At 50.6% G+C, this 22,999-nt stretch carries 15 protein-coding genes; all 15 read right to left on the bottom strand.

Annotated elements, in window-relative coordinates:
* Positions 1-13 precede the first annotated feature (13 nt).
* Positions 14-934, bottom strand: coding sequence for a hypothetical protein (locus F3J22_RS24685; RefSeq protein ID WP_167020588.1), 921 nt, complete (start codon positions 932-934; stop codon positions 14-16).
* A gap of 1 nt (position 935) precedes the next feature.
* Positions 936-2,438, bottom strand: coding sequence for a hypothetical protein (locus F3J22_RS24680; protein ID WP_167020587.1), 1,503 nt, complete (start codon positions 2,436-2,438; stop codon positions 936-938).
* Positions 2,435-11,971, bottom strand: a complete 9,537-nt coding sequence (locus F3J22_RS24675; RefSeq protein ID WP_167020586.1) for a DUF6603 domain-containing protein — start codon at positions 11,969-11,971, stop codon at positions 2,435-2,437. The genes F3J22_RS24680 and F3J22_RS24675 overlap by 4 nt, the downstream gene beginning before the upstream one ends.
* A 45-nt stretch (positions 11,972-12,016) precedes the next feature.
* Positions 12,017-13,600 carry a hypothetical protein gene (locus tag F3J22_RS24670; protein WP_167020585.1) on the bottom strand — a complete coding sequence of 528 codons (1,584 nt, stop codon included), beginning with the start codon at positions 13,598-13,600 and terminating at the stop codon, positions 12,017-12,019.
* 176 nt (positions 13,601-13,776) lie between these two features.
* Positions 13,777-14,415, bottom strand: a complete 639-nt coding sequence (locus F3J22_RS24665; protein WP_167020584.1) for a hypothetical protein — start codon at positions 14,413-14,415, stop codon at positions 13,777-13,779.
* Positions 14,416-14,507: 92 nt separating this feature from the next.
* Positions 14,508-15,155: a hypothetical protein gene (locus F3J22_RS30755; protein ID WP_167020583.1), complete on the bottom strand. Its 648-nt coding sequence runs from the start codon at positions 15,153-15,155 to the stop codon at positions 14,508-14,510.
* 147 nt (positions 15,156-15,302) lie between these two features.
* Positions 15,303-15,956 (bottom strand): hypothetical protein, encoded by a 654-nt coding sequence (locus tag F3J22_RS24655; RefSeq protein WP_167020582.1) that lies wholly within the window; start codon positions 15,954-15,956, stop codon positions 15,303-15,305.
* A gap of 57 nt (positions 15,957-16,013) precedes the next feature.
* Positions 16,014-16,667 carry a hypothetical protein gene (locus F3J22_RS30715; protein WP_167020581.1) on the bottom strand — a complete coding sequence of 218 codons (654 nt, stop codon included), beginning with the start codon at positions 16,665-16,667 and terminating at the stop codon, positions 16,014-16,016.
* 57 nt (positions 16,668-16,724) lie between these two features.
* Positions 16,725-17,381 (bottom strand): hypothetical protein, encoded by a 657-nt coding sequence (locus tag F3J22_RS30710; RefSeq protein ID WP_167020580.1) that lies wholly within the window; start codon positions 17,379-17,381, stop codon positions 16,725-16,727.
* 61 nt (positions 17,382-17,442) lie between these two features.
* Complete coding sequence (locus tag F3J22_RS24640; protein ID WP_167020579.1) at positions 17,443-18,081, bottom strand: hypothetical protein; 639 nt, start codon at positions 18,079-18,081, stop codon at positions 17,443-17,445.
* Between the two features lie 25 nt (positions 18,082-18,106).
* Positions 18,107-18,754, bottom strand: a complete 648-nt coding sequence (locus tag F3J22_RS24635) for a hypothetical protein (protein ID WP_167020578.1) — start codon at positions 18,752-18,754, stop codon at positions 18,107-18,109.
* Positions 18,755-18,765: 11 nt separating this feature from the next.
* A complete protein-coding gene (locus F3J22_RS30705; protein ID WP_167020577.1) occupies positions 18,766-19,407 on the bottom strand; it encodes a hypothetical protein in 642 nt (213 codons plus the stop codon).
* Positions 19,408-19,437: 30 nt separating this feature from the next.
* Positions 19,438-20,052 (bottom strand): hypothetical protein, encoded by a 615-nt coding sequence (locus F3J22_RS24625; RefSeq protein ID WP_167020576.1) that lies wholly within the window; start codon positions 20,050-20,052, stop codon positions 19,438-19,440.
* Positions 20,053-20,638: 586 nt separating this feature from the next.
* Positions 20,639-21,925 (bottom strand): S41 family peptidase, encoded by a 1,287-nt coding sequence (locus F3J22_RS24620; protein WP_167020575.1) that lies wholly within the window; start codon positions 21,923-21,925, stop codon positions 20,639-20,641.
* Positions 21,926-22,017: 92 nt separating this feature from the next.
* Positions 22,018-22,827 (bottom strand): DUF3108 domain-containing protein, encoded by an 810-nt coding sequence (locus F3J22_RS24615; protein ID WP_167020574.1) that lies wholly within the window; start codon positions 22,825-22,827, stop codon positions 22,018-22,020.
* Between the last annotated feature and the right edge of the window lie 172 nt (positions 22,828-22,999).

The raw sequence follows: 22,999 nt of genomic DNA, 5'->3' as shown, positions 1-22,999 counted from the left end.
GACTTAATTTTTTTTAAGATTGTGGAATAGGAGGGTCACATGCCAGTGAAGCTGCATCCAGGTTGTATTCCTGGTTTCCTGCTGCACGGACCAGCTGAATAGCCATAGCGCCTGGTGTCAGCTTTCCGTTGGGAAGCGCATTGGCAGGCATCGCGGCGATGATATTTTCCCGGAGAGTACTGATGTCTATCACCCCGGGTTCAGCGCCACTTCGCAGGCTGCCGGCCGCAGTAACCGGTGATGGACCATTCATGATCTGCTGCCCTGCAGGATATGGATTGTTTGTCGGGAAACCCAGCCCGCGTAATGCAATGGTAAAGGTGGTAGCGCCTGAATTACGCGTTACGCCAAACGCCAGGCCTTCAGAAGGTTCGATGACGTTCACCTTATCCGGTATGCCATCCCAGATGATGAGCAGTACATTGTCGGAAAGGCGATCCATCCGCAGGATGGTTACCGGTGTGCCACTGCTGGTAGCTTCCACTTCCAGTCCTGGCCAGCCAGCCACTACTTCCGATCTGAAGATCATGCCTGTCATACCGCCACCAACCATAGTGGTAACGGGTGGTGCCTCCTCTCTCAGCTCCGAACGAAGCAACAGCTGTTTGGCATCTATCTGCGCATATATTTCTTCATAAAAGGTTTCATTGAATACCTGCTCCTTGGAAGAGAGTACACCCACACTCAATGCTCCGTCTACAAGCCTGTCCAGCCAGTTCCGGTCTATATAGAAAAAGCGCATGGATTCTATTGGCAACATGCGGTTGTCTGCTACCATATATTCTACCGGCATACCATAGAGCAGTGTCAGCTGTGCCAGCCAGGTAGTCAGGTGATCCGGTAACTCCGGTGGCGGATAACTACCATCCCTGACAGATAACAGTCGTTGCATCACGTTGGTGCATAAGGCAGCCCTGTTTCCCCATGATTTCATATTATACGTTTTTTATTTTATTAACGAGCATCAGTAACGGGTCTGTGTCTTCTATTGCCATCGCCGTTTTTTCTTCTGAAGTAAATACTCCCGGCAATCCATCCTGCAATACAGCTGCTGAACGGGAAGTGATCTGCGGCCATTTGACTTTGCTGAAGCCGCCTGACATGAGCATCACTACCGCTTCGCGTGCGTTTTCGGAAGACTTATTGTTATTCATACTGCCGGCAATTGCGCTGAGCTTACTGTTGTCCAGTTGTCGTGAGCTGGCAAGGATACCATAGAGGTAGTTGTTCCGCCAGGTAAACATGGCCGACGAAAAAGAGGCATCCGACAACGCCAGTAAACGACCTGTCTGCCAGGCAGTGCTATAGGCATGATTGAATATGCCTGTTTCCGGATCATAATGGATGGCGTGGTCGCTGTAATGATAGGGCCCATAGGCCAGGTCACGCTTTGTAGGGGAAGCGATCAGCGGCCCCCTGTACCAGGAAGTACTTTCTTCTCCCTGGCGCATGTTATTCTGTAATGGTACATAGCCCATCTGCAATGCTTTCTCCGCATCGGCAGATATCTGGCCGGTGGCCGCAGACAGGGGCATCTGCAGCAGTTTCACCCCACCTCTGCCTGGTTCGCAAAGATTTGCCATCAACTGGATGAAACTGCCTTGCGCAGCTTTAGCCCTGAACTGCCAGGATCCCAGCAGTACCAATCGTATCTTCGTATAGCCGCCACTGATAGTGCTGCCATGTAAATGTTCCTGGTGCCCTTCGTAAGAAACCAGGAACATCGTGTTTTCTGCTGCTGCCATCGGCAGCCTGTTGCCAAATACCAGGGAAAAACAACCGTCATCTTCCATGCCCAGTAATATCTTTCCGCCGGTATTCACTTCTCTGCCATGTGCGAGAAAAGGCAATTCATCCAGACTCGGTGCAATGGCCTGAAAGTAAGCCAGGTCAATGTCGGTCACGGTTACCAGGGTGTCATCTGCCCCCAGTAAATCTCCCAGTGCCGGCGGTAGAATTTTGCTGTCTGCTGGTTTTACAACTTCCGATGCCTTCATTACCTGTGGTTCGCCCACTTTGTTTTTCAGGTCATCAGGGTATATGGTTAGTAGCCCTATCCATGGAATGGGGTTCTGGTCATTATCTACTGCAAGTGTGGCCATCCGCGTAGTGGTGGCAGGATCTATGGAACGTGCCCAGGGAAGGGTAAAGCTGGTGAATACCATATTGGGCATGTTGTTGTCGTACAGGCCTTCCGAATTGGCGGGAGGGTACACCATATGGATTTCCGCCGGGTTAATGGCAAACCTGGGCCCATCTACCACCAGGTCCTGCGTGGCTATGTACGGGGCAGGATTTTCACCTGGCAGGTCATTGATCTCCTGTTTTGCCTCCAGGGTATATATGCCTGCTTCCAGCGGATTCAGGATCGCGTCGTAGAAGCGGATCATTCCAGGACCAATACTGCCGGGGGTAGTGTCAATAGTGGATGTTGTCATAATGCCTGTTTTTGAGTGTTAATACTAACAGTGGCTGTTTGTATAGTGGCTGCCTGAAGGTCAAGTCCTGCCTGACGCAGCGGTGCATCTGCTGTAAATACCTGGTTGCTGTTACTGTACATACCTTTGATCTGCACCTTATTGTCTTTAGGAATGGCCAGGATGGCAATGTATGCATTGGTATCACCTGTCGGGCAATCATACACCAGCAGCGTGCCTTTCTCTGTTTCGCTGGTTTGCACCGGCTGCAGCTGGCTACCCTTTAATGGTAAACTGCCTGCGGCAATGGCAACATCCAGTCTGTCGGCACTGCTATGCTGGTCTACCAGCACCGCGATCTGCCGGGTACCTGCCGGGAATACTGCCTGTATCCAGCCGTTACGTGTAGTCTTGCCCGTATCAGTGATCCTGTTATTGATTACCAGGTCGGCAGCATCTATCAGGCCTGTATTGGCATGTGTACCGCGAACGCGTATACGCTGACTGTTCTGTACGCGTACCATCACGCCATCACCCAATGCCCATACAGTATTGGTTTTGAAGAGCTGTGAGGCCATATCCCAGCCTATGGTACCAGTAGTATCCGCCTCTTCGCCCTGAACGGCTACCTGCGCAGTGCCGGCTGCCAGTGTCAGCTGATGGGCGCCTGTGCTGACATGAATACCACTCAGGCGGCCATGTTTGTCGAAGGAGATAACACGCACAGGCAAACCACCGGTAAGCGAAAGGGTAGTAGTGCCTCTGCTGTCTGTAGACCATAATACGGCTGATCCGTCATACAGCTGCCGGATGTCGGTATTGACACGAGTGGCTGCCAGCCTGGTTTTGCTGCCCAGGTTAGGCGCCTGCTGATAATGACTTCTGACGCCTGCAGCGGTGTTACCACCACTGGTTCTGTACCGTTTAACCATGCCCGTAAGCTGTGGTGTTTTTATGGCTGCTTCGGGCGTTAATGTCACGGCCCTGGTCTGTGGCGCCAGTATTCTGCCGGCTTCCACGACACCATTGTTCTGATAGATGCCTATCCGTGCGATAACAGGTAATGCCTGCAGGATCATATCTGCGGAAGATGCCATCACACTGAGGTCTGGTCCGAGCGGCGCCACGATATCACTGGCGGCAATACCTTGCAGGATGGTGTTACGTTTGCTTATAATGCTTTCCGTCATGATGGAATGCATGATTACATTATAGGCATTGTTCTGGTCACTGACAGGGTACCTTGCTGCAGGAGGGAATTTGACAACGTTTTTATAGGGTAGTATGCGTTTGGTGCCAAACTCATACTTCAGCAGTGATATAGCAAATGCAGGTACATCTCCCCGGAAATTATATTCATCGGCATCCAGTATGATGCCATAGGAGGCGCCGGGTATCAGTAAATCGTCTGATTGAGGCGGTTTATTGCGGTTTAACGGATCTTGTGACCACATGGCTGCCGGTGCGCCGTTCTGGTCAATAATGAGCTTTATTTTGCGTGCAGTGAGGTCTACTTCGCCTTTGCTATTCCTGAGGGTGATGGTCAGCGGTGCATTTAAATTATCTACATAACCCATCGGCCTTACCCCCACGTTTACGCCTGGCTTGCTGAAATCGCTGCTGGCAACTGTGATAACAGAAGCCGGGATGGCGGATTTAGCGGTCAGTATAAACGGATACGGCTGTATGGTCCAGCGGTCGCCGTTATCGTTCAGCAACCCGGTTTCCGGATTGAGTTTCACCACCTGTTGTACCGGCTCGGTATTGCGTTGCTTTAACAGGGCATTTTTCATGGTACTGCCAGGAACTTCTGCCGGCGGCAGGAAGGCGTCTGCAAATTCTTGCCAGGTGATGTTGTTGTCGGTGGTCTCGGTTTTGCCGGAGCCGATAGGAATGGTGAAGGAGATCACGAACCAGTCTACCTTCACGGAACCATGGGTAGGAGGGCCTTCCAGCTTGAGGGTGGCGCCCAGCTCTGCACGCAGGGTAACAGATACGCCCAGGATGGTGGTGCCAAAGGAAGCGCCCACTGTAATGCTGATGCCTACATTGAAATAGAACGGATTCCATTCGATCAGGAAATCGGCAGAGGCATTCAGCCAGGCTTTCAGCGGACCTAGCTGATAGGCGACATTCAGGTAGCCACCGGCCATTACTGCGGTCGGACAAATCGCAAAGTACGCGCCGCCGCCAATACTGATGCTGCCCACGGAAATATCCATCTTCCACTGCATCCCCAGTCGAGGCACTTCCGGGTACCAGGCCGGCTTTTTGAAGTCGGGATGGTAACCTCCCAGCGAGATCACGAAATCACCCGCAGGAATAGTGCCCGCTGCGGTAGAAATATTTTTAAACCACAGGAAGAAGGCAAATCCGCCTGTTACTTTACAATCTTTGGATAATACAAATGAATTCGGCGTCAGCTGTGCTTCTGCTGAAAGAACGCCATAGGAAGGTTTGAAGGAGATCTTCAGCGCCAGCTCGAAATAGGCAAGGGCATACTGACGTGGTATCTTCGGTGGCAGCGACGTAAAGCTCAGCCCCAGCAGGTTCACCTCAAACTCTTTACCAAAGCTGATGAATAGCAACGCAGAAGTTGTCAGCAGTTCGAAGGAGGTGAACTTGATACCCGCTGCAAGCCAGTACTGGCCTACTTCCGGTTCTACTACTGAGCTAAGCGCCACTAGTGCCGTGCCTGGGTCTTCGCCATCTGCAAAGGTGCCGTCAGACAAGCCTTTGAGTAATGGGAAATCCTGCACCTGCGTTATATCAGGGATTTTCAATGAACGGTTGAAACTGAAGCCTGCTGCCACACCGGTGATGAAGAAGAATGGAGGGCCACCCAGCGGGGCTGTCAGCACGGCGAAAATAAACAGCGACGGTTGTTTGGAGGCATTAGGTGCGGTAGAAACAGCAATTTCTGCATAGGAACCTAACGCCATCAACGCAAAAGTACCTGCTTTAATTACGGCTACACCGTTGTACACAATCACATCCTGCCCGGAAACAACGGTGGTGGTTTTTACGAAGCCGCCGTTGATTTCTACGGCGCCGCCTTTGAAGCTGATATCCAGCCCCTGTAAATCGGCGCTGTACTTGCTGAAGTTGGTAGGGTCTGTAACGGGAACGCCTACTGTTAATCCAACAACAGATGCTTTCAGGCCCGCCAGCGCTACGCTGCCGGTAAACAGGAAATCCAGCAGCTTCTGCTGATCTTCCCAGCCTAAACCAAAACTATCTATGTACAATGGCCCGAAGGAGCGTTCTATCGGTACGATCACCTGCGACCCATTGCCGGTATTGCTTTTCAGGTTTACCCACAGCTTGCTGATATAAGCGGTGCTTACGGAGAATTCAGGGTTCACCGGCGGGTTGCCGCTGTCTTTTCCTGATCCGAGGATATTGTTGGCGATAGGGTTGGTGCCTGCTGATCCGGCGAGTTTATCCGGCGCCAGCGATAACCCGATTTTTGCCAGTGTAACACCTGCGCCAAATTGAAGGGTAGGGCCACCGCTGGCATTAAAGGTCAGTGAGAAGACTGTCCTTGGCTGTACAGCGCCAATCTTAAACCGTGGCTGGTCCACGATAGGCTTGCCGCCAGTACCTATGATATCAAAGCCCAGGTTGAACAGCAACATGCTGAATAACCTGAAGTCGACGGTGAAATCGCTTCCGTTTTTTGTTATAGGGAGATAGAACCCTATACCCGGATCTCCGGCTATATTGCCATCTCCGGCTTTATCGATCCAGTCGCGGTCATCAGCGCCAAGTTGTAATACCAGGTTGGGTAATGCCGCGATTTTCAGGTTTGGCGCAGCCACGGTAACACCAAAATAATTGGCTTTGCCGGTCAATGGCCCCACTACAATTTTACCACTGTTGTTGGTGCCAAATTGTAAGAGCGTGGTCTTCGTCTGCATCAGCGTATACAACAGATTGCCGAAGAAGGCCGTCGGTGTCAGCTTGAGCAGGTTATCAATGCTGTTGAGCTCATACTTGCTGCCTGTTTTCAGTATCAGCGAAGTGGCTTCCAGCAATACCGCCGGCGTTGGTGCATTGGCTACTATCGGTGCTTCCAGCCACGCCTTCACTTTATCCAGGTTCAATATCAGCAACGATACATAGCGTGGTAATACTACTTTCACTACCTGTAGCAGCCAGTCTGTAACGCTGGTGCCCATCGCCGCCGCTTCTACTGCTGATTTGCCGAAGAAATTAGGTAACAGCTCTATTGCAAGACTGGAATGCTGTGTGGCATCGGTGCTGTTGCTGATAGGGTCAAATAACAGCTTAAACCCTTTCTGCAGGTCATAGGTCATCGTAAGACCCGGCCCGCTGCTATCATCTACCGGTATTAATAAATCCATACCAAAGGAGAAGGTAACAGCGCCACTCGTGTTTACGCCTACGCCTGTTTCAGCGAGTTTTATTTTCAGTACCTGTGTATCCGGTAGCGTGAAATCTGCCCAAAGCCCTATGTAGCCTGCATCATTGAGGCCCGCGAGGATGGTAACAGGTATCTTGCTGTCTGGCGTAAAGGCGAGTCGCCCGCCCTGTGCCGACACGCCTGGCATTACATCCTGCAATAAGGTGATCAGGCCCTGTACGGTAGCAGGTGCGCCGGTGGTGGAGAATTTCTCTCTCAGCCATCCCAACGCTACACTTTCTATATCCGATAATATATCTTTCTGTGCTTTTACAGCAAATGTATTTGGGGTAAGTACGCCAATAATGGCATCTACCAACGCCGTTGTATTTACCTGTTTGCTGAAGTCCAGCATTTTCTTTACAAAGTCACCGGCGCCACTATCAGATAATTTCTGCAATACGGTAGGGACGAGGTTCTTGAGTACAGCTGCTGCTGCAAGTCTTGCGCCCTGCTCTGCCAGCGATCCCCATCCCAGGAATGGCAACAGCTGTAACGCTAATCCGCTGGCACTGTCCGGAGTTCCCTGTGATATCTTCAGGAAAAATTCTTTATTATATCCTGTATTGACGAAGAAAGATGCAGGTATCTTACTACCGGAAGAAATGGTCAGCTCTCCGCCAAAGGAAGGCTGGTAGTTGCCATCAATGCCTACCTGGAACGATAGCAGGTTTAAAGTTCCCCAGCTTTCGCTGATCACAAGATCTTTGGTGGTAAAGCCAAAATTGGCCACATCATCTTTCCCGCTCATCGCTATCTCAAAACCATATGGCATGCCGGTAATCGTCATGCCGCTGGCCGCTGGCGTCAGCCTGATGCCATTAGGAGCAGTGACTTCCGGCAGATGACTCAGCATTGCTACCAGTTTGGAAACACTGAATTTACCGTTAGTGCCTAATACATCGTCTGAAAGTAGCCATGCCAGCGGGTCGTAGAGTATGCCCATTAACGAAGGCATCTGCCACAGCAAATCTGTTTTGCTGAGCGCTACTACCGCAGTGCCGCTATTTAAGCGCTGTACGGCCAGGCTCTCCGTAGGCGCTTGATCTGCCAGCCCAAGTCCTTCAAATATCTGCTGTATCAGCGGGTATTTTTTCAACAGCTGTTCTTCAAAAACAGCATTTAGTAAGATATTGAGTGAGAAGGCCGGTGCTAGGTCCGCTACATCATCCAGGAAGTCATTGGTATGGAAAGGTATCAGCCGCAGTGCTTTGGCAGATGGCTTGCTGTTATCGCCCCAGGCAGCCACGGAAGTGAAGGAAGGTGATACACTGCCGTTTTGCAGTTGCAGCGTAAAACCGCTTTTCAGCGTCACGCCTACGTTTTCACAGTAGATGTCCAGTTCACCCTTCAGTACCTGGTTGTTTAAATCCAGCTGTATGCCGCCACTGACCAGCAGAAAGGACCCCAGCGGGAAGCTGTCTGCCGGCAATATGCCAAAGGAAATAACGCCGGTGGCATCTGTGCTGAACGTCCAGCGGCCCGCCTTGTATGGCCCCAGGTTCTTCGCCAGGTTGGCTGCCAGCTGCTTCAGGTTGTCGGCGTTTGCAACGGCAAACAACTGCCCGAACAGCTGCTGGAAGGTCTGGTAAGGATTGGAAATAAGTTCAAGTAACTTATACGGATATACGGTGTAACCTTCTTCGGCAGGGGCACAGATGCCCAGGCCTGTTAACAACTGCAACACCGGCACCTGGAATTCCGGTAATTTAAAACCAAGTATGTCCGACAGGAAAGAATATAGCAGGTCGCGCTCTTCCTGTACGGCCAGTAGTTTGTTGAACTGCGTTTGTATGTAGGTGTCGAAATTGGCGAGTAACCCGTTCCATCCGGCGGCGTTAATACCAAGCAGTCCATCCGGCAGATTATACAGCTCAATAAAACGAAGGTCTGTTTCGCCGTCAGGTGCTAATGTCAGGCCCAGCATAGATAACAGGCTATAGGCCTTCTGGAACAAAGGCTGATTTTTTACCTGCTGGAATGCTGCCTGCAATCCCTGGTTCAGCAGTAGCATAAACCCGTTTTGCAGACTGGAAGGGAAGGATGGACTCATAAAGTCCTGCAACGTCAGCTGGTCCTGCTTTTGCTGTCCTGGTAATGTAACATTGAGTAGTGTTACAATAGGCAGGAAATGGAATGATTGGGTAGTAGTATCGTAGGAGAGATTACAGCCTACAATAATTTTTTCTACGCTGCCCAGCGATTCCGGCAGGCTCACCAGCATGCCATCCGGATTGTAGAGGGTGCCGCTGAGGGTGAATGATGGTACTTGTCCGTCAAATACCAGTGTACCGGTACTCAGGTTGTATTTCAGCGCATGTGCACGCGCATGCAGGTCGAAATTGAATTTTGTACCCGAAAGGGTGTACGACCATGATTCGGATCTGCCGGCGCCGAGCCCCAGGATTTTTCCGGTGTTCTCAAACCACGACAGTCCTTCAAATCCTGCTGGAAGTGCAAACGTCCAGGGATCTTCATAACTGCCACTGCCACCTGTTGCCGGCGCCGCCGTGATGTCCGTATTTATTACATATGATAAGAGGGAAAGCAGACTTTTAGCATTTGCAGTATTGGCAAATGTGGTAGAAAGATGATTGCGTATATCCGGCCACGGATTGCTCAGGCTACTCAGTGATAGCTGCTGGAATCCGCTCCAGGAAAGCCCTGTAGGGAATACCGGTGATTTGGTGATGTCAGGTATCAGCCCCAGTGAGCCGATGGCAAAGAGCGCCGCCCTGTTTTCCACGCGCATCAGCAATGTACCTAAAGCGCCCAGCAGGAAAGGACTGAAGGTACTGGCAGATTGCTTCACCAGGTCTTTTAATGCCGTCTGGTTATTGAAATTCAGGTCCTGACCCAATACAATAGTGTTGCCATTGATGATCAGCTTAGGGGCTTTAATCAGCATAGACCATCCCCATCCTGTGCTCCGGTTCCATCCTGCTGAAAGCTGCGCGAGGTCTACGTTTACCGCAGCACCTCCCACATCCGGTGTTTTGAAACCCTGTGGCAGTTGGAGGTTAGCGCTTACTTCCGGCAACCATCCGGCCTGAATACTGCCGTTGGCGGCAAACAACAGGGACAATCCCTGTAAATTCAGCGATGGTTTGATATCTACGCCTGCAATGGTAATGGTAGGCATCAGCGACAATCCCATCACCAGTTCCAGGCTGTTATCCTTAGTATTGTTTACGGTATAGGCGGTGAGGTAGGCAGGCAGGGTACTGCTGCTAAGTGCAATGGCTGCTTTCCATGGATCATCCACGGTGCCACTACCGGTAACGGATATATTTAATCCTGTTACCGTTTGCTGCAGCAGGTTTGCCATCTCCTGGAGCAGATACGCAAAGGCCGACTTACCATCAATTGCAGTGGTATATTGTAGGGTATGCAGGTAGAAGTCGGACCATGCCTGCACCGGGTTAAGGATGGAATGCGCCATCTGTGTGCCCGCAAATGGCGGCGGCAGCGTTGCTGGCCAGCTACCTTTTGCGCTTGCAGGCGGAATCAATCCTATCAGTGCGCCAATACTTTTTGCAAAATCATTATCGTTGACACCTATCAGTGTGGCCAGTGCTGCGCTGAGTGCTGCGGCGCCGGCTTCGGCCAGCTCACCCGGCGAGAGCAGGTTTACACTGTCAAAGGAGGTAATGCCTGTTACCACCTGGTTCAGCGAGAAATCAGGAACGATCTTTCCATCACTGCCCAGTATCAGTCCGGCAGAGAGTGTACCCACACTGTTGCCATCATAGGCTACCAGCGGCTGGCCATCGGTCGCATTTTTCAATGCAAACCGGAAAGCGAATTTTATCTGCGGTGAGGCAGTCACGGCCTGTGCACTGAGTCCGAACTGTCCAAGTTCCAGATCGGCCTGTGAGGTGAATACGGCAGGAGAGGAGCCCAGCCTGATATTGTTGCCCCTGAAAGATAATCCGGGATAGAAATAGCGGATGCCGCCATCATCAACGGTGGTGGCCACACAGAAATCCAGGTTGCCTATATTGTTGACAGCAATGATACTCAGCCGGAACGGATCGATGCGTGTACCCGTACCCGTTATCTGTAAATTGGTATTGCCAAGGAAGCCGCTGAAGCTGGTGATCCAGCCTTTCAGCGCATCGGTATCACTGCAGAGTGCATTGAACCAGTTAAAGAATAAGGTTTTAACACCATCAGGATATTTAGATGGGTTTGCTGCCGCTTCAAATAGTTTGTACCACTCCATGACAGGCAGCTGTAGCTGCTGCAGGCCTGGTACTGCGGAGCTGAGACCCAGTAATGGCGGAATATAGTTGAGGTATTGCTGCTGGTTGGGGAATACATAGCTGAGTGCCCCGATAAACAGGTTGGTGGCTATTTCCAGTATTTCCTCGCCGCTGATGGCCAGCAGGTCGGCCAGCGATTTATTGGCTGCCGGCGCATTGCCCAGCTTCAGCGACAATACTTCCAGTGATACATTGAATGGGTCGCTGGCAGCAACATCTATTAATGCGCTGAACTTTACCCCATCGAAAGAGATACCATTGATATCTACCAGCGGAACTTTTTTATCGCCGCCTTCGGCAGCAACACCCAGACTGATCGGATATCCTGTACTGGTAAAAGTGATTTTGAAACTACCGTTGCCGATGGCCACAAAAGGCATCAGTCCCCATACGTTCACGGTAAGTGCCGCATTGGTGGGAGGGACCTTCCAGCTATGCAAAATACCCAGGCCCAGCACGGTTTCTGTGACCCCATTATCTTCTTTCTGGTAACTCACGATGTAAAATCCGGTAGGGTCGTTACCGTTTTTAATGGGGTACCAGGTGCCGAGCAAAGCGGCGTCCTGTATCGGGATTCCCAGGGCATTGCCCCCGATTTTTCCCAGTACTGCTGTCAGCAGTTGTTCAAATTGTTCCGGGCTGCTGGTAATACCTTTCTGTGTATTATCGATAGGGTTTGCAAACCAGCCGGGGTTAATACTGTAGGTATCTCTGTCGGGGTCCGGTTTGGTTAGTAGTCCTATTAATAGTCCCAGGCTGGCCAGCACGGGGTCCAGTCCGGAAAAGGAGATACCATTGTCGCCACTGAGGTTGTCTGTTCCGACGCGTTTTTTTCCCTGGGCAGTACTATATTCATTAATCATCTTACATGATTTGAAGGGGTCAGGAAATCGGGGGCTATGGGTAGATTACCAGGCGTTTTTAGATGTATCCAGTAAATTCTGATAGTTGAACAACGAGTGGTAATCCGGTTCTTCCAGCGACATAGCACCTCTCAGGTCCATGGTGTCGATGGCAAAGAATCCAAGTGCAGAACCATAGTACGGTATGTCGTCATTCGTTCTGTTTATCTGGAAGCTTTTGCTGCCCAGTTTCTCTTTGAAAGCCTGTGCGAATGTATAATCCATTGTCATCGGTGCGCCGAAGGTATATACCGCTTTAATGGCGCGTATAGGCGTCATTTCGTATTCGGATGCCGCTATATTGGCGAGGACACCGCCGAAGTCGTGGCCGGTGAAATAGATGTCTCTGCCGGAGTAGTCAGCGGACTGTAAGGTCGTTTTTAATTTAGCTCTGAAACCATCATAGATGGCCAGGGCGCCTTCATGCACATGTGCGGAAGGATTGGTGTTCCATGGTGTGCCTGATAACCCGGACAAGGCAGCATATGTATTGAACTCGGAAAAGTTGATAGCACCACGGAAAGCCACTACCACAGAGTTATTGAAGTCATTGGTAAAAATAAATCCCCAGGCATCGCCGGCATACAGCAGCTTATCTTTGTAGGTATAACCTGAAGGAGGAGTTCCATCGCTGCCATCCGGATGTTGCACTTTGTGATAGAGGAACATACACATCTTCGCAGCTGAAAAAGCGAAGTCCTGAGAAAAGAGTGCAGGCAGGGGTTTGGGGTAGATATCCGGACTTTCCGGTGCATTAGGTAATGGTTTGCCGCCTAATGTCTGGGTATAGAAAGTGGTAGCGCGTTCCCACCATGGATCGTCTGCAGTGGCCACTAAGCTGGCATCAATGGAGATATTGTTTCCGGGAACTACAAAGCCTTCGTCACTATCGGGCCATTGGTCAACATTGGTGTTTCTATTGGCTCTGATGGCGTTAACAGCTCCGGTTACGGTTTTATTGAAATAATCCTTGAAGGCATCATTGGCGTATCCGGCGGTAGAGAAGGTGTAGCATGCAGGCGTAGGTGAAGGTGCTACCGGCTGAATGCCGCCGGCATCCTGCGGGCCTCTGTTGCCGGTTCGGAGGTCCAGTGCTGCAATCTGTGCCAGCGGTGCGCCGAGGCCATGGCCGCAGATATACAGTGGATTTTTTTCGGAGTGAAGTTTAAGACTTTCCCAGAGGGGTTTACGGAGGTAGTTATAGGCTTTTACATATAATTTCATCAGCTGGGCGCTGGCAGGGGGATTTCCTGCTATATCTTTCACAAGGCTGTCCAGTAGCCATTCTCCATCATATTGATATTGGAAGTATCTAACCCAGGTACAACCTAATGTCAGCACATCTGTGTCTACGCCATTAATGCTCTTTGTAACGAGATAACCTTGTGTTGGGATAACAGGCATATCAGTGCTGGGGGCCTTTTCACTGGAGAATTTCGTTTGAACCCTGTAGCCGCCAGGTAAACTGGGGCCATTATCCACCATCCCGTAAACATTTGCCTGTCCGGCAATAATTTCAAGAGTAATACGGAGGGTCTCCTCGGTGGTTGCTCTGATCACTTGAGCAGCAGCAGTAGTAGTATGATCCATGATGATAATTTTTTTTGGCTCCGGAATGCATGTCTGTTGTTGTTTTCCGGAGAAGTAAAAATATTTTTCAGATAGATGGAGACCGGTGCAGGTTTCCTAATTTTCAGGTATAACTGAACCGGCTATGGGGTGTGCTATTATAATTATTTGTATAACAGTGAAGTATATACGATATGCTATTCCTGTCTTACATTGATGGTAGAAGCAGAGCCAGGGATACCAGGAAGACCAACGTCACCCGGGCCTTTATGAGAGCTGCCTTTTCCGCCAATACCAGCCTTTCCTTGCTTACCGGACTTGCCGCTGAATGTTATCGGAATGATCTCGGCGCCGGGTTCAAGCTCTTTATACCATAGGAAGACAGTATTGCCATTACCGCCATCGCCGCCTTTACCACCGTTTCCGCCTCTTCCACCAACTCCCTGGAGACCAGCTTTCGATTTCCCGCAATATTTTTCTACGTCTTTGTCTGAACCGGCATTGCCACCTTCGCCTCCATTACCTCCATTGCCGCCGTTCCCGGCATCCTGGCCATCGCCGCCGCCCACACGTACCTCTAATGTTCCGCGTATAGTGCCCAGATGTTTATCTGTTATCGGTACAGGGTTACCTTTTTCTCCATTGCTACCTTTTGTACCGGGGCAGCCTTCGCTGCCCATGGCGCCGTCTGTAGGATCTGTTGCACACGTGATGCCACAGTCATTCTTTTTGGTGGTGCCCGGACTGCCATTAGTCCCTTTGTTGCCATCATTGCCCTTGGTTCCGGAATTAGCAGGCGTTTTATGGGAGGGGCCTGTAACAACTATTATTGCCATAAGAATTGCTTGATGTCTGTAAAAATTATGCTTTCCTCATATAGACGAATGATGCCGATCCCGGATCATGCCAGGAAACAACATCCAGGTACTCAGCGTTCTTTTTCTATTCGGATTGTAGAATGTGAACCATTTTTTCCCTTAGCGCCTATTTTTCCTTTTTTCCCATTCCAGTAACCACTACCGCCCTCTCCACCAGCGCCAGGCGTTCCTGGGGAGGCCTGAACCGACGTGAACCTAATGTATTGATCGCCACCGGCATTCTTATAATAAGCGATTACGGTAGTACCATCGCCTCCATCGCCGCCTTTGCCGCCAGGACCACCATCACCGCCCCAACCCTGAAGCCCATCGCCGGCTTCGGGGCAGCCTTTTGGGCAGTAACCAGGATCTCCACCAGGCCCGCCTTTACCACCCTTGCCACCATCGCCGCCATCCTGGCCCGGGCCACCCCATGCTGCTATAGAAATTATGCTGGTAACAATGCCAAGTTTTAAATTAGTTGGAGGCGCTGGCAGGCCTTTGGCTCCTGCACCACCAATGAGTCCATCGTGACCATCGTCACCCTTGCCGCCTTTGTCGGGGTCGATGTCACATTTGTAGTTACAATTTTTGTCTAAGGAAGATTTCCCCGAACTACCTTTCGTACCTTGGGCGCCGTCACTGCCATCACCGCCATTAGGCGCCTTTTTGTTAGCTTTCGTACCTCCTTGTACTTCGATATTATATTTTTTGTTCATCGTCCATACTTTCTTTTTTGAGATAATAAATAGGATTATGCTGCGGCATTAAAAAACCATGTATGCAAACTGGTTATCCTGGTGATTCCCAGCTTGCATCCCTGTCTCTTTAGGTATATCGTATAACTGGTATGGTTATACGATATACTACTCCTTCCTTACATTGACGTAAGAAGCAGATCCCGGATTGCCGGGGCTACCTATACTACCAGGGCCAAGATTGGAGCTACCCTGTCCTGCACTTCCTCCAACTCCCTGATTACCGGGCTGGCCATAGAAGGTACTGGGAATGATCTGGCCGCCGTTTACGTATTCGGTATACCATACAGTAACAGATCTGCCATCGCCGCCATCACCGCCTCTGCCTCCGTTACCGCCTCTGCCACCACGTCCCTGCGGGCCAGCTTTTGAGGCGCCACAATAGGAGGCGACGATCTGGTCAAACATGGGAACCCCGGAAGTGCCTTTATCTCCACCTGGGCCGCCATCACCACCGTTACCGCCGTTGCCGGCATTCTGGCCGGTACCGCCACCCACTTTTACTTCTACCGGTCCGGATACAACACCCAGGTGTTTGTCAGTGATCGGAATAGGGTTGCCTTTTCCGCCGTTGCCACCACTGGAGCCGCTGGAGCCATCGCTGCCCATAGCGCCGTCTGTTGGGGGAGATTTACACCAGGTACCACAGTCATTGCTGTCTAAGGCTCCGATAGCCCCAGTGGCGCCCTTGTTGCCATTATAACCCCTGCTGCCGGAAACAGCAGGGCCTGAGTATGGAGCACCAGTAATAATAATAGCCATTGCTTATTGAGGTTGCTGTTTAAGGATATGGTATAACAGTGAAGTGTATACGTAGTACTATTCCTGTCTTACATTGACGTATGAAGCAGAGCCTGGGTTTCCGGGATAGCCAACACTGCCCGGTCCCAGATTGGTGCTGCCGTTACCGCCGCTGCCACCAGATCCCGGATTGCCGGGCTGGCCGAGGAAAGTACTGGGAATGATCTGGCCACCGGGGTCGATCCGGGTGTACCAAACGGTAACAGATCTGCCATCACCGCCACTGCCGGCATTGCCGCCGTTGCCACCTCTGCCGCCACGTCCCTGCGGACCTGCTGTGGAGGCGCCACAATAGGAGGCAATGAATTGGTCAATTGCTGGGTTGCCGGAGGTGCCCGGATCGCCACCCGGGCCACCGTCACCGCCATTGCCGCCGTTGCCGCCATCCTGTCCCTGTCCACCACCCACCTGTACTTCTACCTTTCCGGTAACAACGCCCAGGTGTTTATCAGTGATCGGAATAGGATTGCCTTTGCCGCCAGCACCACCAGCCGAGCCGCTGGAGCCATCGCTGCCCATAGCGCCGTCTGTTGGGGAAGATTCACACCAGGTACCGCAGTCATTGCTGTCCAGGGCTCCGATTGCGCCATTAGCGCCCTTGTTGCCATTATAACCTCTGCTGCCGGAAACAGCAGGGCCTGAGTATGAAGGGCCGGTAATAATAATAGCCATTGCTTATGGAGGTTGCTTTTTAAGGATATGGTATAACAGTGAAGTGTATACGTAGTACTATTCCTGTCTTACATTGACGTATGAAGCAGAGCCTGGGTTTCCGGGATAGCCAACACTGCCCGGTCCCAGATTGGTGCTGCCGTTACCGCCGCTGCCACCAGATCCCGGATTGCCGGGCTGGCCGAGGAAAGTACTGGGAATGATCTGGCCACCGGGGTCGATCCGGGTGTACCATACGGTGACAGATCTGCCATCACCGCCACTGCCGGCATTGCCGCCGTTGCCACCTCTGCCGCCACGTCCCTGCGGACCTGCTGTGGAGGCGCCACAATAGGAAGCAACGATCTGGTCTATAAGAGAATTGCCGGAGGTTCCCGGATCGCCACCCGGGCCACCGTCACCGCCATTGCCGCCGTTGCCGCCATTCTGTCCCTGTCCACCACCCACCTGTACTTCTACCTTTCCGGTAACAACGCCCAGGTGTTTATCAGTGATCGGAATAGGATTGCCTTTGCCGCCAGCGCCACCAGCCGAGCCGCTGGAGCCATCGCTGCCCATAGCGCCGTCTGTTGGGGGAGATTTACACCAGGTACCGCAGTCATTGCTGTCTAAGGCTCCGATAGCGCCGGTAGCGCCCTTGTTGCCATTATAACCTCTGTTGCCGGAAACAGCAGGGCCTGAGTATGGAGGGCCGGTAATAACAATTGTTGCCATTGCTTTTTGTTTGAAGTTGTTGTTTAATGACCTGATGTAACAGTGAAGGTTATACGAAATACTACTCCTGTCTGACATTGACATAAGAAGCAGATCCCGGGTTACCAGGAGCGCCAACAGTACCGGGTCCGGCACTGGAGCTACCTTGTCCGCCATTACCTCCTGTTCCCTGTTTGCCTACCTGACCAAGGAAGGTGCTGGGAATGATCTGGCCACCGTTTACCAGTTGGGTATACCATACGGTAACAGATCTGCCATCACCACCATCACCGCCTTTGCCACCATTACCACCTCTGCCTCCGGGACCTTGCTGACCTTTCTGCGGTGCGCCGCAATAATAATCTGCACTTCCCCCGGCTGCTCCGGCATCGCCACCAGGGCCGCCATCACCACCATTACCGCCGTTGCCTGCATCCTGGCCTTGCCCGCCGCCCACCTGTACTTCTACTCTTCCGGATACAACGCCCAGGTGTTTATCTGATATGGGCACGGGATTACCTTTTGCTCCACCGCCTCCACCTGAGCCATTGCTGCCGGCACTACCCATGGTGCCATCTGTAGGAGGGGAGGAACACCAGGTGCCGCAATCATTGCTGGATGTTCTGCCAGAACTACCAGTAGCACCTTTGTTGCCATTATACCCTCTGCTGCCGGAGACAGCAGAGCTGGTATAAGGTGCTCCCGTAATAACTATTGCCATAAAAATTTTTTGAAGTCAGTGAATACTATTCTTTCCGCACATCAACGAATGAAGCAGATCCCGGATTTCCCGGATAGCCGATGTCTCCCGGACCGAGGCTGGAGTTGCCATTTCCCGGATTTCCACCAGCCCCCGGCATACCCGGCTGGCCAAAGAATGTATCGGTACTTATCTGGCCACCTGATACAAGTGCGGTATACCATATCGTCACAGAGGCGCCATTACCACCATCACCTCCACGGCCGCCGTTTCCGCCTCTGCCACCGCGTCCTGGAAGGCCTGCAGCCGGTGCGCCGCAAAGTTTGTCTGCATCAACGTTGCTGGACCCCGCGTCACCACCAGGTCCGCCATCACCACCATTGCCGCCATAACCGCCGTCCTGGCCCGTACCGCCACCAACCTTTACTTCCAGCTGCCCGGAAACAATGCCCAGGTGCTTGTCAGTGATCGGTACAGGCACACCTTTCTGCCCATTGCCGCCATTACTTCCGTTGCTGCCGGCACTTCCGTCAGTACCATTGGTAGAAGGTGTGGCACAATAGATCCTAAGGGGTATGACAGTTACACCAATCTGGCCTGAACTGCCATGGGCCCCTTTGTTGCCCTTGTTGCCGTTATTACCGGGAACAGCAGGGCCGGCAAATGGGGCGCCGGTGATAATGATCGTTGCCATAAATAGAATAATCAGGATTCTCTGATACGCTGAATAGTAGAATCGGTGCCCTGTGCACCCGTAGCACCCGTAGATCCCTTGCTGCCTGCAGGATTGCCACTGCCTGGGTTACCACCATTGCCCGGGATACCAGGAGAAGCACGGACAGAAGTAAACTGAATGTACTGGTCACCGCCAGGATTGGTATAATAGGCATTGACGTTAGTACCATTACCGCCGTCTCCACTTCTGCCACCAGGACCGCCGTTGCCGCCTCTTCCCTGGTTGCCGGTGCTGGCATTCGAGCAGCCTGCTGCACTGTTGCCCGGATCTCCACCAGGGCCGCCAGTGCCACCGGCACCGCCGTCGCCACCATTCTGGCCAGGGCCGCCCCAGGCTCCGATAGAAATAGTCCTGGTTACATTTCCAAGATGTAAATCAGTAGGAGGGGCTGGCTGACCTTTTGCGCCCGCACCGCCGCCAACTCCACTTGTGCCGGTACCACCCGTACCGCCATTAGTAGGAGCACTATCACATACATCCTTACAGTTGCTATCAACATGGGATTGTCCGGCATTTCCCTTATTGCCTTTCACACCAGTACTGCCGTTACCCCCATTTGGAGCCTTGGGATTAGTATATGGATCGCCTTTAACTATGATATCATATGCCATTGTAACCTGTGTTTGAGGTGATGAATAGGATTAATCTTCTGCATTAAAATACTGTGTATGCAAACTGGTCATCGTGGTAATCACCAGTGTAGCACCGCGGCCTTCATTAATTTCTTCGAAATTGAATACCACAGGATCTTCACCTTTAATGGTGTATGTCTCACCTGCAGGGATGTCCAGGTCTTCACCGGTAAATACAGCAATTCTTCCAGGGAACATCAGGGAGTTGATCAGTGGTTCATATTCGGCTACCCTACGGGAATCGCCCATTACATAAGCATGTGCCGCCTGGCGCATCTTGTCATACAATTGCTCGTCCATCTTCTGTAAGAGTTCCGCCTTAGAGTGAACAGATGCTAACAGGTCGCGATGATTGACAGATAATGGGCCAGGATATTCGATGTCGTAATCATCATTGCCATCAGGGCGACCCACCATTTTTTTGAATTCAGCAATGGAGCCCACACTTACATGAATGGGAGGAACGTCAGATTCTAATGGATCAGAAGAGAATACCAGGTCTTTTTTCTCCTGCTGTATTGCCTTGATTTTGCTACTGAGTTGGAGATGTGCATCAGGCGCAAGTCCCAGACGTGAATTGACTAATGCGTAATTTTCTTTCTGTGCTTGAGTAAGTGTGTTCATAAGAGCATTTCATTTTATGGAATAATGAATAAAATAAGCAGCATGGTAAGGACAATACTAACCCACCCGGCTATACGCCAGGTATATAAAAGCATATAAAAAGATACAGGCCAGCGGATAACGAAATTGTTATCTGGCCACAGTCATAAGTAAATCAGAGATACCACTCCATAAACGATAGATGCCGGTTATTAAACAGTGATGTTAAAGGGGATTAAAATGGCGAGTTGATAGTTAACACCGATCCGATCTTTGAGGGTATATTCACATGATATCAGTTATTTGAGGTATGGACAGTTTAGTGTGATGAATAATTGTTTTACAACATTGATGCTGTCTAAATTAAATAAAAAAACAAATTTTCAATGCAAGGCACAGGGATCATTTTTCCACATAAACTATTTTTAGATGTATTTTAAAAATAATTTGAGCTACTGTATTGTTGGTTAGGATATCAAACTGGAAAAAACTATCGTAAAAAAATTTTCTTAAAATAAAAATGTTGCTCATCTCTATAAAGAAAAAAACGAGCTGATAAAAAATGCCGGATGTAATCCACCTTTAAAGGGTTACATCCGGCATTGTCTTATGATTTTCTTTTGAGTACATTTATAAAGCCTTCGTCATAGGCCATGGTAACGGATTTGATGTCGTCGGAGAAAATAATTTTTACATAATCGTATCCGTCCATTCTGAAAATTTTATCACTGACAGGAATCAGCGGCATATACTGGCCTCCCTGATTCGTAATAAATAACTGACCGTTGTCGAACTTTACCTGCCTGTTGCCATATTCACCGGCATATTTCTTCAGGGTATTCGCATTAACTTTAGATGGATGCAGCTGCGCAGCCGCCATGTCTCTGGCCCATTGGCGACTCCTTTTTAAATTTATGTCCAGTGTCTCCTCTAGTTTTTTGTCGAGGAAATCTACCATTGCCGTCGGGAGTGCGTCCTGGTTTTCCACTGCAATAGTAGGCGTGATGCCCTTACCTTCCCAGTTGGTATGTGTTACCGGATTTATAGACCGTGCAAACGGAATCAAACCGATGAAACCGTCTCCTAACTGAAACGGCTGTACGGGATGCGCACCGCCACCGGTATTTTCTCCTACTACCTGCGCATTACGCGAAAATTTCAGGTTGTAGGTACATTCTTCCGCGGCAGAATAAGTACGTGGACTCGTCAGTACATAAACCGGTATTTGCTGGAAATGTCCACTTGTGTCTACCAGCGTTGTAGTGAAAGACATCGTCTTGTTGGTCCTGCGCTCATAGATGTCGTTCAGATGGGTATTGGGAGGGAGAAAGAAACTGCAGATATATTTGACCATTTCCCCATCACCACCTCCGTTATTGCGCAGGTCAAGGATGAGGGCGTCTGTATGCTTTAATAATCCGAAAGCGGCATTCACCGCAGTTTTGGCTTCCTCGGTGATGTCTGCAAACTGGTTCAGCGATAGGTAGCCTATGTTACCATAGAGTACTTCCACCTTTTTCAAACCCCAGTTGCGATAGTCGTCGCCGGGAGTAGATTGCACCGGCTCAGATCCGGCACTGGTATCTTGTACCGGCTGTGGGCGAGGGTCATAGCGGACGGCCAGGTGACCATCGTGATAAATATGGTACAAGTCAGTAGATAATGCCTGCGCAAATTCCATCGGACTGCCAATCTTATCATAGGCACCCGATTTTAGCCGCTCGCCGATGTAGTTGCTCATACGTTGCGCGGTGTCCAGGAAGATGTAGTTTGCTACCAGCGATTCCTGCAACTGCTTTACTACAGCCTGTTTTGTGGTGTTGGTAAATGGTGTTTGTGCCCGGGAAAACCAGGCGCTCAATAAGATGATTCCAAGGATTAATAAACGTTTCATATAGCATGATTTAAGTTGCTGATGCAAAGTACGAAGATTTTCGTATCAAATACGAAAATCTTCGTAAATGCTTTTTTTGAGCAGATGACCGGTTATTTTTTCTGAAGAATGGGAGCGAAGGCCGGAAGCTTTACTTTATACCGGTGCATACGATCGCCGATACGGTCTTCTTCTTTCAGGCATTCATGGTTTTTGCAGCTGATCCAGAAGGTTTGTGTATACTTTCCCCGCTTGCTGCTGCCTTCGGTATAGAGCTTCCAGCACGTTACAGTGTGATTGTCCAGCGTAGCAATGGTTTCCGTGCCAACAACCCTGTAGGTTACATATGCGGGCGGATCGAAACCTGCATCATAAAACCGGACCACAAAGGTTTTGCCAGCGGCCAGCGGCAGCATTTCAAACGTTTCCAGGTCAAGGTTCCAGTTGTAGTTGGGGCCATCAAAGGCCAGGGTAAAGTCCTTCGCCTTGTTGCCATCGGTAGTGTCACCCCGGATGCCGGTGGCAGACCATTGATACGCACTAACGTTATCGCCTGAACGCTGTTGATGGTAAACAGGAGAGAAGTCCGTGGCATTATTAATGCTCAGGCTCTCATGAAATTTGGTACTGTCTTCATTATACCATTGTTGTTTGGTGGAGATGACCGGTGTGTTGTTAACCACCGTTTTACTGATTTCGCGATTCCAGATACTCATCCAGAGCTGTTTGTTCATCCCGTCAACTTCATAATAAACCAGGTACTGACGCAGGCCGGGTTTAAGGTTCCCGGTAGTGAGGGGGCGATGGGCAGGGCTGATGGTATCCTGCGCCAGTGTCCTGGTAAACCCAAAGAGCAACAGCATGATGATGAATAAGCAGTGCTTTCGGGAATAAAGTTGGCTATTGGTAATGAGGTGCCACATATGCAGAGTTGTTATTTAACACTGCAAAAATCCATCAGCGCAAAAACTTTAAAAAATGATTTCAACAGCAGCCGGCTGATTTTCAATGGCTGGGGGAATTGCGCACTATTGAAGAAAAGGGCTGTTTTGCTGAAGAAAGTCCTGTACTGATTGAAATTATTATTAAAGCGAA

Source organism: Chitinophaga sp. Cy-1792, assembly GCF_011752935.1.
Classification (GTDB): Bacteria; Bacteroidota; Bacteroidia; order Chitinophagales; family Chitinophagaceae; genus Chitinophaga.
Note: the sequence above shows the minus strand (reverse complement) of the source record. Positions and strands in the feature narration are given on the sequence as shown.